This is a genomic window from Methylacidiphilum caldifontis (assembly GCF_017310505.1).
GTDB classification, from domain to species: domain Bacteria; phylum Verrucomicrobiota; class Verrucomicrobiia; order Methylacidiphilales; family Methylacidiphilaceae; genus Methylacidiphilum; species Methylacidiphilum caldifontis.
In genome coordinates this window covers 865,177-877,692 of record NZ_CP065957.1, presented here as the reverse complement: position 1 = coordinate 877,692, position 12,516 = coordinate 865,177, and the positions used below count along the sequence as shown (strand labels likewise).

15 protein-coding genes are annotated in these 12,516 nt (G+C 42.0%); 14 read left to right on the top strand and 1 reads right to left on the bottom strand.

The window, feature by feature from the left end; all coding sequences use genetic code 11:
• Genes IT6_RS04145 through IT6_RS04135 form a run of 3 tightly spaced genes read left to right on the top strand, consistent with a single transcriptional unit; the run spans nucleotide 1 to nucleotide 2,678 of the window.
• On the top strand, nucleotides 1-1,224 hold the full coding sequence (locus IT6_RS04145; RefSeq protein WP_134440583.1) for a cysteine desulfurase family protein: 1,224 nt from the start codon (nucleotides 1-3) through the stop codon (nucleotides 1,222-1,224).
• A 19-nt stretch (nucleotides 1,225-1,243) separates the two neighbouring features.
• Entirely contained in the window at nucleotides 1,244-1,801 is a 558-nt protein-coding gene (locus tag IT6_RS04140; RefSeq protein ID WP_134440584.1) for a nitrogen fixation protein NifQ, read from the top strand.
• A gap of 19 nt (nucleotides 1,802-1,820) precedes the next feature.
• Complete coding sequence (locus IT6_RS04135; RefSeq protein ID WP_134440585.1) at nucleotides 1,821-2,678, top strand: sulfurtransferase; 858 nt, start codon at nucleotides 1,821-1,823, stop codon at nucleotides 2,676-2,678.
• A gap of 368 nt (nucleotides 2,679-3,046) precedes the next feature.
• On the opposite strand, the gene nifA is transcribed toward IT6_RS04135, so the two are convergent.
• A complete protein-coding gene (nifA, locus tag IT6_RS04130) occupies nucleotides 3,047-4,633 on the bottom strand; it encodes a nif-specific transcriptional activator NifA (protein ID WP_206828058.1) in 1,587 nt (528 codons plus the stop codon).
• Between the two features lie 196 nt (nucleotides 4,634-4,829).
• Here nifA and erpA point away from each other — a divergent pair, with 196 nt between their 5' ends.
• From erpA to IT6_RS04075, 11 genes are all read left to right on the top strand, one after another.
• Nucleotides 4,830-5,231: an iron-sulfur cluster insertion protein ErpA gene (erpA, locus tag IT6_RS04125; RefSeq protein WP_206828056.1), complete on the top strand. Its 402-nt coding sequence runs from the start codon at nucleotides 4,830-4,832 to the stop codon at nucleotides 5,229-5,231.
• A 14-nt stretch (nucleotides 5,232-5,245) separates the two neighbouring features.
• The gene (locus IT6_RS04120; RefSeq protein ID WP_206828055.1) at nucleotides 5,246-5,602 is read left to right on the top strand and encodes a HesB/IscA family protein; all 357 of its coding nucleotides are present in this window, start codon (nucleotides 5,246-5,248) and stop codon (nucleotides 5,600-5,602) included.
• A 171-nt stretch (nucleotides 5,603-5,773) separates the two neighbouring features.
• Entirely contained in the window at nucleotides 5,774-5,983 is a 210-nt protein-coding gene (gene nifT, locus IT6_RS04115) for a putative nitrogen fixation protein NifT (protein ID WP_134440333.1), read from the top strand.
• A gap of 27 nt (nucleotides 5,984-6,010) precedes the next feature.
• A complete protein-coding gene (locus IT6_RS04110) occupies nucleotides 6,011-7,159 on the top strand; it encodes a DegT/DnrJ/EryC1/StrS family aminotransferase (RefSeq protein WP_206828053.1) in 1,149 nt (382 codons plus the stop codon).
• Nucleotides 7,160-7,178: 19 nt separating this feature from the next.
• A complete protein-coding gene (locus IT6_RS04105; RefSeq protein WP_134440335.1) occupies nucleotides 7,179-7,397 on the top strand; it encodes a hypothetical protein in 219 nt (72 codons plus the stop codon).
• Entirely contained in the window at nucleotides 7,390-8,247 is an 858-nt protein-coding gene (locus IT6_RS04100) for an SIR2 family NAD-dependent protein deacylase (protein WP_134440336.1), read from the top strand. The genes IT6_RS04105 and IT6_RS04100 overlap by 8 nt, the downstream gene beginning before the upstream one ends.
• A gap of 158 nt (nucleotides 8,248-8,405) precedes the next feature.
• Nucleotides 8,406-8,774, top strand: a complete 369-nt coding sequence (gene nifW / locus IT6_RS04095; protein WP_206828051.1) for a nitrogenase-stabilizing/protective protein NifW — start codon at nucleotides 8,406-8,408, stop codon at nucleotides 8,772-8,774.
• Nucleotides 8,775-8,783: 9 nt separating this feature from the next.
• Complete coding sequence (locus IT6_RS04090) at nucleotides 8,784-9,611, top strand: electron transfer flavoprotein subunit beta/FixA family protein (RefSeq protein WP_134440338.1); 828 nt, start codon at nucleotides 8,784-8,786, stop codon at nucleotides 9,609-9,611.
• A gap of 38 nt (nucleotides 9,612-9,649) precedes the next feature.
• Nucleotides 9,650-10,774 (top strand): electron transfer flavoprotein subunit alpha/FixB family protein, encoded by a 1,125-nt coding sequence (locus tag IT6_RS04085; protein WP_206828485.1) that lies wholly within the window; start codon nucleotides 9,650-9,652, stop codon nucleotides 10,772-10,774.
• Nucleotides 10,771-12,069 (top strand): FAD-dependent oxidoreductase, encoded by a 1,299-nt coding sequence (locus IT6_RS04080; RefSeq protein WP_134440339.1) that lies wholly within the window; start codon nucleotides 10,771-10,773, stop codon nucleotides 12,067-12,069. The genes IT6_RS04085 and IT6_RS04080 overlap by 4 nt, the downstream gene beginning before the upstream one ends.
• Complete coding sequence (locus IT6_RS04075) at nucleotides 12,066-12,350, top strand: ferredoxin family protein (RefSeq protein ID WP_134440340.1); 285 nt, start codon at nucleotides 12,066-12,068, stop codon at nucleotides 12,348-12,350. Before IT6_RS04080 ends, IT6_RS04075 begins: the two co-directional genes overlap by 4 nt.
• Nucleotides 12,351-12,516 lie beyond the last annotated feature (166 nt).

Genomic DNA, 12,516 nt, shown 5'->3' with positions numbered 1-12,516 from the left:
ATGAAAGGACGAGTTTATCTGGATTATAATGCTACGACTCCTCTGTCCGAAGAGGTTTTTGAGGCCATGATCCCCTGGCTTCGTTCTCACTTTGGTAATCCTTCCAGTAGCCATGACGAAGGAAGGAAGGCTAAAGAGGCTCTTATTCAATCGCGGAAAAAAGTTGCCCAGTTTCTTGGAGTAAAAGCCGAAGAGATCATCTTTACGAGCGGTTGTACAGAAAGCATAGCAATGGCCATAAAGGGAGTTTTATCGACTACTTCCGAAGGAAAGAATAAGATTGTCATCTCTGCGGTTGAACATCCGGCCGTTTTAAGTTTGCTTAAACAGCTTGAAAAAGAAAATGTTCAAAGTTGTGTAATTGGAGTGGATAGGGATGGTTCTCTTCGGCTAGATGAATTAGAAAAAGCTTTAGATTCCTCAGTCATTCTGGTTAGCCTACTTTGGGCAAACAACGAAACAGGGGTGATTTTTCCCATTAAAGAAATTGGGCTTATGGCTAAAGCCCGAGGGATACCTTTCCATGTTGATGGAGCCCAAGTCGTGGGTAAAATCCTTATTCAGCTTTCAGATCTTGAGGTAGACCTTTTCTCGTTTTCAGCACACAAGTTATATGGGCCTAAAGGTATTGGGGTTCTTTACAAGAAAAAGGGACTAAAGCTAAGCCCTTTGATTGCTGGTCATCAAGAAAGACAATTGAGGGGAGGAACCGAAAATGTCGCTGCCGTTGTAGGGATGGCTAAAGCTTGCGAGATTGCCGAATCGACAATGAATGAACAGGCCTTGCGGCTTCAAAAATTAAGAGACTGGATGGAAAAAGAGATTCAAGAACAGCTGCCCGAAGCGATAATTGTGGGAAAGAACAATAGGCGCATAGGTAATACTTCGAACATCATTTTTCCAGGAGTTGATGCTGAAGAGCTGCTCAGTTTTCTTGACCGCAATGGGGTTGCGGTTTCTACAGGATCTGCTTGCACAAGGGGTAGCCAGCAACCTTCACATGTTCTTTTAGCCATGGGATTTGATTCTAAGCAAGCTTCTTCAGCTTTAAGAATATCCATGGGCTATGAAACCACACAGAAAGAAATAGAGATGTTTTTGCACCTCCTTAGTTCTTTTTTGAAAAATCAAGCCTCGTTGAAAACCCCACAGCAAGCTAAAGAAAAGGATGAAGAGGAGTCTTATAGTAAACTTTTTTTAAAAACATGGCATGACTATTGCTAAAAGGAATAAAAAGCAGGTTATGGAACTTTGTCTACATCAAACACAGCCTAGCCAAGAAAATATATCCTTTCCTCTTTTTTGCATGCTAAAAAGGAGTTTTAGCTATGTTCTCCAGAGATTTGGGAATAGGGATAGCGATCCTTTCATTCCTTCCCTGGGAATGTCTAATAAAGAGTTGGAAAAGATGCTCTCTTTTTTTTCCATTTCTATGGATGATTCCCAAGGGGGAAGTTTAGGGACTTATCTTGAATGTTATGAAGAGCATAAAATGCTTGTTGAGTTTTTTCTCCGTTACCGGAACCGACAGGGAGATATGTCTTTGTGGATAGCCCATCTTTTAGCTACAGCTTCACTGGGAGAAAACCATCTCTGGCAGGATATGGGACTTAAAAATCGGGATGAACTGGGATCAGTCTTGCGAGCTTTTTTCTTCCCTCTCTTTGAGGCAAACAAGGAAGATATGCGCTGGAAGAGATTTTTTTATAGGAAATTATGCGAAGAAGAGGGGCTTTTTGTCTGTAAAGCTCCAAATTGTAAGGATTGTTTGGATAGACCAATATGCTACGGTCCAGAATAAAAAAGAAAGGAGGAAATAGATGAGTATAGGTTATGCTTTCCCTGACAAATTAGTTGAAGTCGAATGGCTGGCTGAAAATTTAAATGCTCTTAGTCCAGATATTCGGATTGTTGAAAGTAACGAAGATGTGCTCCTTTATGACACGGGTCATATCCCCGGAGCGGTCCATATCGATTGGCGCAAAGATCTCCAAGACCAGTTGATCAGGGACTACATATCACCAGAAAAGTTTGCTCAACTTTGTTCCCGCAATGGAATTACAGCCGATACAACCTGTATCTTCTACGGGGATAAATCGAATTGGTGGGCCTGTTATGCTCTTTGGGCATTTGAGCTGTTTGGCCATACAAAGGCCAAGATTCTCAACGGAGGGCGCGATAAATGGATTAAACTAGGGCTGCCTTTAACAAAAGAAAAGCCTTCTTATGAAAAGACGTTTTATCCTGTGCCTCCCCAAAGAAGGGATAGCGAGATCCGCGTTTTTTATGAAGATGTCCTTTCTTTCTTAAAGACCAAAGGACCATTGATCGATGTACGTAGTCCAGGGGAATATTCTGGAGAGCTTCTTCACATGCCTGAGTATCCTCAAGAAGGGGTTTTGCGGGGAGGACATATTCCAGGAGCTAAAAGTGTACCCTGGAAAACAGCGGTTAAAGAGGATAGCACCTTTAAATCTTTTGCTGATCTTCGGGAAATTTATGAAAAAGAAGCAGGGTTAGATCCAGAAAAAGAAACGATCGTTTATTGCCGGATAGGCGAGCGTTCAAGTCATAGTTGGTTTGTTCTGAAATATCTGCTTGGTCATAAAAAGGTAAAGAACTATGACGGTTCCTGGACTGAATGGGGAAACAAGGTTGCTGCTCCAATTGAGCGCTAACTTGCCTTGTGACGAGAGTGTCGATGCATGAAGAGCATTAAATCATCCTCTTTAAAAGGTCTTTGTTATTGATCATGTAAACGGGCTAAAACCCGGTAGCTATGAGGAAATATTTGAGTATTCGATTAGAAGACAGATGGCTACTGAATGATCCAACTGGTTTTTTATAGAATATAAAAACAGATTTAGACAAAGAATAGAGCAGTATTACCTACCTTTTTTAGAGAGTGGACAAAAGCTTCAACATGTCTTGCTGCTTCTATATGCAGGGATCAGCTCTCTGCGGACGGGTTGTCTACAAAAAGTTTTTTCTAAAAACTCACTTTGGGCAAAAATAGAGGCGAGGAAGTGTAAAAGGGAAGATTCCTTTAAAACTTTTTTATTTCAATGCCATATTTTTTGAGAGCGTATCCGAGTTGACGGGGCGTAATGTTCAACATGCGTGCAGCTTTTGCTTGAACCCAACCGCATTTTTCCATGGCCTGAATGATTTTTTCTTTGGGGTCATCCGCAACAAGCGGGTTGTAGAAAGAAGATCTTTGAGTTTCTTCTTTAGGCTTGCTTTCTTCAAATGAGACGACAGGGGTAGCGATGAGCTGGAGGTCTTTTTTCCATAACATCGGTGAAGAACATTGGTTCCTACGGCACGCGACATCAATCTCATCTATCCAGTTATTTCTAGAGTTAGTCGCAGCCCGTTCTAAGCAGTTTTCAAGCTCCCTTACATTTCCTGGCCAATGGCAATTGATCAAGAGATTAAGGGCTTCAGGGGTAATTCTTAATTTTCTGTTTAGTTCTTTTCCGATTTTATTCAAAATGTGCTCGGCAAGCAGTGGAATATCCTCTTTGCGATCCCGCAGTGGAGGCAGATAAATGGACACAACATTGATCCGAAAGTAAAGATCGGCCCTGAATTCACCCTTTAAGACCGCTTCTTCAAGGTTTCTATTTGTTGCCGTAATAACCCTTACATCTACTCGAATGGTTTTGTTTCCCCCAACCCTTTCAAACTCTCTTTCTTGTAAAACACGTAATAGTTTTACCTGGACAGAGGGTGATATATCACCAATCTCGTCAAGAAAGAGTGTACCTCCATGTGCCAGTTCGAACCGGCCTTTTCTTTCAAAAAGAGCTCCTGTAAAGGCTCCTTTTTCATGTCCAAAGAGTTCTGACTCAAGAATAGTCTCGGGCAAAGCCGAGCAATTGACTTTTATAAAGGGTCCATCTTTCCTGGGGCTTAGATAATGTATTGTCCGTGCAATGACCTCTTTGCCTGTTCCGCTTTCCCCGCGAAGCAGAACAGTAGATCGGGAAGGAGCAACATGATAGACAAGATCCATCACGGCCTGCATCGTCTTGCTTTTACCAATGACCCCATTATTTATTTTGATTCGACTATCGTCATTTTTCGTTAAGCTAGTTGTCGGTTCATAGTTCTCATAAAAAGAAGTGTCTTCTAAATTACCTATGCTGAGTTTTAGTTTTTGTCCGAAAAGATTCGATGCCAAGCTTAACGTCAAGGTAATTTCGGATATAGACTCAAGGGCTGACTCTCTTTTCTTTTCACAAACTAGAACTCCAATACATTCTCTTTCGAATCGAATCGGCAAGCAAAAAAGGGAAACGGGTTCTTGTGTGCTGTCTGCGGAAGCAATAACTGTATTGAAGTAAGGTTCTTTATGGATATCGGGAACAACAATGGGAAAGCCATTTTTTAAAATCTGTTCGATAAGAGAATAATAGAAAGAAAGATTATCCTCAGCATAGACATCCCCATAATAGCTAAGAAGAGTGGGATTAAATCCTCTTCGGACAAAAATCAAAGATTTTTGTAACTTTAAATTAAGACTTAAAACTTTTAAAGATTCTCTTAAGGATCGAAAAAGCGTTGACTGAGGAGAAGTGAGGATCTTGCTAATTTCATAAATGGCAACAAATTCTCCACTTTTTTTCATGGGCCTCATTGAAATAAAGCAAAGGGTGTGCCATTTAAAATGCCATTATTGTTCAATTAAGACTAACCCCTCGATCTTGCAGGAAACAGGGATCTGATTTTGGCATTTTTTAATTTTGTCAGATAAGAAAGATTTTAAGTCCTGCCTCACTTTCATTTGGCATGGTAATTGCTCATAAAATGGAAAAGGAGGACTTATGAATCAAGCATCTATCGATAGAGAACATAAACAACTGGAAGAAAGAGTTGAGAACCAAGGGATTGAATTAACAGAAGCGGCTGTAAAAAAAATTAAATCTTTAATTGAAGAAGAAAAAGATACGGAGCTTAAGCTTCGAATTTTTATAACAGGTGGGGGATGTTCAGGTTTTCAATATAATTTTGCTTTTGACAAGCAGATCGAGGAAGGAGACATCCTTTATGAGAAGGATGAGGTTTTCCTGGTGATTGATCCCCAAAGTCATATGTATCTAAAAGGCTCACAAATTGATTATGAGGAAAATCTGGAGGGGGCGCGTTTTGTAATAAACAACCCCAATGCTGGATCAACCTGTAGCTGTGGTTCTTCTTTTTCTGCAAACTGTTCTCATGAAATTTAAAGGAGGGTATTGCTATGGCAATTATGATTACGCAAAGAGCTCAGGAAAAACTGGCGAAATCGTTGCAGGGAAAAAAAGAGGCTGTGGGCTTAAGGCTTGCGGTATTGCGCTCGGGATGTGCAGGTTATTCTTACCATTTAAATTATGCTAGGCAAGTGGAAGCGGATGATTTCGTCTGTACATTTCCGGGAGGGAAACTCGTTGTGGACCAGGACTCCTTGAAAATGCTTGAAGGTCTAGTGCTCGATTACGTTAAGGATAGCTTTAGGGAACGGTTTGTATTCAACAACCCTAACGCTACAGGAAGTTGTGGCTGTGGGGAAAGTTTTAGTGTAGGAAAGAGTTTGCAAGTCAAAAAAACAAAATTGTAAGTTTTTTGACAATCGTGATTACCCATTTCAATAGCAAAGATGATAAAAATAGAAAGCCTCGAATAGCTTAAGATCTACGTCCTAGAAGCCAAAAAGAGCAGAAGGCTTTTTGCTTGGCATTTTCTTTGCTTATCAAAACAGGACCGCAATTCTTTTCTTTAAAAGTAGTCTATGAAAATTATGGTGAGAAAAAAAGAAGAGGGACAGATAACGATTTATATAGCTAAAAAAGACCTTGAAGAGCCGATTATCAGTGCAGACAAAGAAGGGTTGTTTGGAGGGGTGGTGACCCTTGCCAACGGGATGAAGTTTCTTTTGCCTGAAGTTCCTCCTGGAACAAAGTTGCCTGTAACCCTGGAGGCAAGAAAAGTTGAAGGATGATCCCTGGATTTGAGCTTTAGAAAAGTAATGAATGGAAAACAGATAAAATTTATGGATCCCGATATGACAGGTGCCGAACTCGAAGCGATCTATCGGGTTCTTGGATCAAGTGAGCTCAGTGGGGGTACTGAAGTGGAAGTTTTTGAAAAAAACTTTGCTCGATTTGTGAAAAGAAAACATGCTGTTAGTTTTTCGGGGGCCAAAGTAGCATTTTATCTTTGTTTAAAAGCTCTTGGAATAGGCAAAGGGGATGCGATCATTCTTTCAGCTTGTTCATGGAGAGAGTTAGGACAGGTGTTGGCCTGGGCAGGAATCAGTCCTAAATTTGTGGATATTGATTATTGGTCTATGGCCATAGATCCCTCGAAAATAGAAAGGGAGATAACCCCAGAAGTTAAAGCTCTTGTTGGTTCAAACCCCAATGGTCATCCTGCATGTTGGGAAGAGCTCGAAAAAATAGCTAAAAACCATTCCCTTTTTTTGATAGAGGACTCGACCGAAGCGATTGGTTCTTCCTTTAAGGGTAGGAACGTAGGTTCTTTTGGACTATTTTCTCTTTTTGATTTTTCGCAACCTTCGGCTCTCCTTACAGGTAAAGGAGCGATGGTTGTAACCGATTCCGAGGAGTTGGCCTCTTTGCTTAAAACCATCAGAGACCGGTCGGTGGAAGAAAGACAGTCGGTAGTCAAGAACAGACAACCCTACTTAGGATGTTCTCTTAGCAGCCTGGAGGCGGCTCTTGGATTGGCTCAGTTACAGAGAATAGATGAAATTTTGCAAAAAAGGAAAACAATAGAAGAACTCTATACCCATTTTCTGTCCGGCTTCGAAGGCATTAAGGATCCTTATGTATCTCCCGAGGCGACCGAAATCCATTGGTTTTCGTACGTTGTTCATTTAGGAACGAGGTTTTCTAAATCAAGCCGGGATGCAATTATTGAAGATTTACGTCGGGACAACATCGAAGCCTTTCCCTATTGTTATCCCTTGCACTTGGCTGGATGGGCGATTGAAAGAGGAATGCGCAGGGGGATGCTGCCGATAACTGAAAGGGTTGCTGATAGGACTATCGCATTGCCTTTCCATGGACAATTAGCAGCTGAAGAAGTCGAATTTATTGTTAAAAGCCTTAAAGAAGCCTCTCTTAACGTGGGTGCTGGAGCGGCAATTTATTGAATAAACAATAGAGGTGGTTATGAGTAGACCCTTTATACTGCATGTCCGTTTTGGACCAGATGGACAGGTCATGGAAATTGCAGAGAGACCTCAGCACATGACTCCCCAACAATGGTTTAGTTTTCTATGGGGAAAAGCGGGAGATAAGTTTCAAGCCTTGTCTGGAGGTAGAGGCATATTTAGGCTACCTGTAGAATTTTTGGAAGAACTAAAAAAGGAAACATTAAGCCATGGATAATGCGAGCGTTGAGAGTTGTATAGAAGAGATTTTGAAAGCCATTGATTCTGGACAAGTTGTTCCCTATCTAGGTCCAGGGATATTAGGGTTAAGCAAAGAAGGGGCATCTCTTCCACAAAATCCAGAAATGCTTTCAGAAAGGCTTGCCTCTTTGGTTGCCGTTCCCTCCAGGATAAGGAAAAACCTATGGAGTACCAGCCAATACATCGAAAATTATAGGCATAGAAAAACACTAAAAGCCCTTTTAAGCCAGCTATTCGATGGAGAATGCGAACCCAACGAATTACAGCAATGGATAGCTCGAATTCCACGGCTCCCTCTTGTTGTGGATGTTTGGTATGATGGCTCACTGAGTTTAGCTTTGAAAGAAAGGCCGTCTTGGGGACAGATTCAAGGTGTAAGTCAGGCGGAATATCCTGGTAGTTGGGTAAAAGCTTACAATGCCGAGGATAAAGAGGTAGAAATTAGCGAGGCGTATAGCTGGAATACGGTCCTCTATAAACCATTGGGTTCAGTCAAACCCCAAAAAAATTTTATCATATCCGATTCGGATTATGTTGAGGTGTTGACCGAAATCGATATCCAGACTCCTATACCTGATCTTATAAAGGAATTAAGGAAAGCAAAACAGTTTCTTTTCCTCGGTTGCCGTTTCCAGAGTCAAATTGAAAGGACTTGGGCAAGACAGATCACCAAGCGATCATCCTCTTCCCATTGGGCTGTTATTTCAAGTCCCCTTACAAAAAATGAAGCCCGTTTCCTTTCTGAGCTGAATATTAAGCAGCTGGACATATCCCTGGAAGACTTTGTCCAAAAGTTTCTTAGTTTTAGCCCTGCTTCCTCTTTATAAAATGACAGCTGGCTATTGAGGAAAACCCGACAATGTAGGAAAAATAACAGAAAGTTCAAAATAACTGGATTTCTTGCTTACAGCTATTTCAGAGTTTGTCCAGCTTAGACGTTAAAAAATAAAAGGCTTGGCATGCAATCTGCTAAAATAAAAGAGCTATGGCTGATTCTTTTTTAAAACGGATGGAAAAGCTCGAGGCTGCTGAAGATTTCTTCAGGTTGCTGGAGATTCCCTTCGATATGAAAGTCCTGAGGGTGTATAGGCTTCATATCCTCCAGAGATTCCACGATTATATTGCGGCAGGAACCATGGATCTAAAAAGCAAAACCGAAGAACAACTCAAGCAATATTACGGCTCCTTGCTTGCAAAAGCCTACGAAGACTTTATCCATTCTACAGCCCAGGAGGAAAAGGTTTTTAAAGTTTTTAAAGAGCAAGAGCAACCTGCTGCCCCAAGCAAAGGGGTGCAGTTCGTCTCTTTGGATTCCTTGATTGGCAGCTCAAAACTGAAAAGAAAAAAAGTTTAAAATTAAATTATGCATGCTGTTATTTTGGTAAAACAAGTGCCCGATTCAAGCCAGATCCGGGTGCATCCCCAAACAGGGACTATCATGCGTCAAGGAGTTCCCGCTATTTTAAACCCCTATGATTTATATGCTCTAGAAGAGGCTTTGCAGCTTAAGGATAAATATGGAGCATTCTTAACTGTTCTTTCCATGGGTCCTCTGCAAGCAGAAAATGCCTTGAGAAAAGCCCTTTCTTATGGAGTGGATGAGGCTATTCTTTTATCGGATAGGGCATTCGCTGGCTCTGATACCCTTGCTACATCCTACGCACTGGCCGCAGCACTTAGAAAGATCGACTCTTATAGGAAGATAGACATCGTTTTTACAGGGAAACAAACTATTGATGGGGATACGGGACAAGTGGGACCCGGTGTTGCGCGACGTCTTGGTTTCCAGCTACTTACCTACGTCCAAGAAATCAGCCATGTCGATTTTAACAAAAAGACGGTTATGGTTCATCGAAAAAGTGAGAGAGGCATCCAGGTTGTGGCTTCAAAGCTTCCCTGCCTGATTACCGTGCTCGAAGGCAAAAAAACCATTCGTTATGCTTCCCTACCTCATATGATTAGGGCTGCGAGGGCACCTGTAAAAATATGGAACCGTTTGGAAGCTGGTATAGAAGAGCTTTCAAAAATTGGTCTTAAAGGATCTCCAACGGTTGTGGGCAAAGTGTTTGCCCCACAAAATTCTAGAGGCCCAGCAGAAAAATTAGAGGGTAGAAATCCAGAAGAAACCTGCACTCTTTTAGTAGAAAAAATTTTAGAAAAATATCCAGAAATGGAAAAAAAGTGGGTTTGAGCATTCTGTTTGCTGAGCAAAAAGGAGAAAGATTCACTATGGCTGAAGGAGCAGAGAAAACAAAATCGTCAAAAAGAAAAAAGATTGCGTTAGACCCAAAACTCGCTGAGTACAGGGGGATATGGGTATTTATAGAGCAAGAAGAGGGGATAGCTCATCCTGTAAGTTGGGAGTTGTTGGGAAGAGCTCGATATTTGGCAACAACCTTGGAAGTTGAAGTTGCGGCGGTCGTTTTTGGGGAGAGCCAAGAAAAGGTTGAAAAGATAACGGCAGAAGCTTTGAGTTATGGGGCTGACAAAGTCTACCAGGTAGTAGATCCCGCTCTTTGCGATTACAGGAGTGATCCCTATACCGATTGCTTGGTCAACTTGGTAAGGAAATATAAACCTGAAATTCTTTTGCTCGGAGCGACCGCCTTGAGTCGGGATCTTGCCAGTAGTGTAGCAACCCTTCTCGAAACAGGACTAACCGCTGACTGCACTGAACTGTCCATCGATGTGGAAAGCCGTAGTTTAGAAGCAACGCGGCCCACTTTTGGAGGAAGCCTTCTTTGTACGATATTGACCTTAAATTATAGACCCCAGATGGCAACGGCAAGGCCCGGGGTATTGCCCATCCCCACTGCCGAGCCGGGTAGAAAAGGGATAGTTATCCGTGAACAGATGCAGATTGATGAAGAGAAGATACTTACCAAGGTATTGAGCTTTATCCCTGAGCCTTATAAGACGGCCGAAAAACTCTCTACAGCAGAAGTCGTAGTGGGGGGAGGAAGAGGGCTAAAACAACCGGGTCATTTTGCTCTTTTAAGAGAGCTTGCCGATCTTTTAGGTGGGGAAGTAGGAGGAACCCGACCTGTGGTCCAGGCTGGCTGGCTAGAAGCGGAAAGACAAATAGGACAGACGGGCAAAACAATAAGGCCTAAAATCTATATTGCTGTGGGGATATCGGGGGCGATCCAGCATAGGGTAGGAATCGAGAAAGCGGGTATGATTGTGGCCATTAATAGTGATCCCAACGCCCCGATTTTTGATTATGCGGACATCGGTATTGTTGGAGATTTTCTTGAAATTATTCCCGCTTTGATCCGAGTACTCAAGAAAAGGCAATCTACAAAAACCGAGCTACACGCTAAAGATAAACCGTTTGAAATTGAGCTCAAATGAAAGAAAAATTTGATTGCATTGTTGTCGGTGCCGGGCCTGGAGGGACGGCAGCGGCTTACACCCTGGCAAAAGCTGGACTTAATGTCATACAGTTGGAGCGTGGAGAATATCCGGGTTCCAAGAATGTCCAGGGTGCTGTTTTATATGCTCATTCGCTAGAAAAAATGATTCCTGATTTTCGTAAAGATGCTCCTCTTGAGCGGTTTGTAGCTGAGCAGCGAATTTGGATTGTGGATGGCGACTCTTATGTAGGAACTACTCATAGAGCCAACTCGTTAAACTGGCAGACGGCCGATCGGTATACCATATTGCGTGCCCAGTTCGATAGGTGGTTTTCTAAAAAAGCACAAGAAGCGGGTGTTTTGTTGATTTGTGAAACGACAGTAACCGATTTGATCAAAGAAAATAATAGAGTTATTGGGGTTAGAACCGACAGGGAAGAAGGGGATCTTTACGCCGACGTAGTCATTCTGGCTGATGGGGTCAATTCGCTTTTGGCACGAAAAGCGGGATTCAGAAGAGATATTCTTCCTCATGAAGTGGCTTTAGGAGTAAAAGAAACAGTCTTTATTGCACAGGAAACATTGGAAAACCGTTTCGGAGTTGTTGATAACCAGGGAGTAGCCATTGAAATCGTGGGTACGATTACTCAGGGCATGCTTGGAACAGCTTTTCTTTATACCAACAAAGAATCCGTTTCTATTGGGATGGGTTGTCTTTTAGCCGATTTGAAAAAAAAGAATATACCTCCTTTTGAGTTCCTTGAGTCCTTGAAAAATCATCCGGCGATAAAGCCTCTTATTTCAGGAGGGGAAACGAAAGAATATGCTGCCCATTTGATCCCAGAAGGTGGATATCATGGCATTCCTCAGATTTATGGTGAGGGATGGATGGTTGTTGGGGATGCGGCCATGTTTGTCAACTCCATTCATAGAGAAGGATCAAACTTGGCCATGGAAACGGGGATGCTTGCTGCTCAAACCGTGATTGAAATCAAAAAGAGGGGAGGAGCATTCAACAAAGAGCAACTCTCTCTTTATAGGGATAAATTGGAGAACAGTTTTGTTCTTAAAGATCTTAGGAAGTATAGGAAATTTCATTCCGTTTTTAGGACAAATACCCATTTCCTAACGACTTATCCCCAGATTGTAAACTCTTCTTTCTTTTCTTTGCTCAAGGTAGATGGCACAGACAAAAAAACCAAGGAAAGGGAGACCTTTAAAAACATACTGAAAAAAAGATCTCTTACGGGCATTTTTCAAGATGCAATTCAGCTATGGAGGGCGACAAGATGATACAGGTTGAAGAAAAACTCTACCAGAACCGCTATCGTGTCGACGAAGGAAGACCGCATATTAAGATCAAGGATCGGGAAATCTGTTCATTATGCTCCCACAAGATCTGTACCGTTCTTTGCCCTGCTGGGTGTTATCGGAAAGGCACAGATAGCGCGGTTTCCTTGATTACCGATGGTTGTCTGGAATGTGGAACATGTCAGGTCATTTGCCTTGAGCATAAAAACATACTCTGGGAGTATCCCAGGGGAGGATATGGGATTCTCTATAAGTTTGGTTAAGAAAGAAATTAAATGGTTTTCTTTTTAATTATTCACAGCCCCTTAAGGCCGGCTCGAAAAAAGATGACGCCAAAAAGGATTAAGTTTATAACCCCACCCTATGAACATTTTCGGCTTATTTGGCAAGACTTTCCGAGCCGACGTATTTAAGTGAGTCAACTTCCTC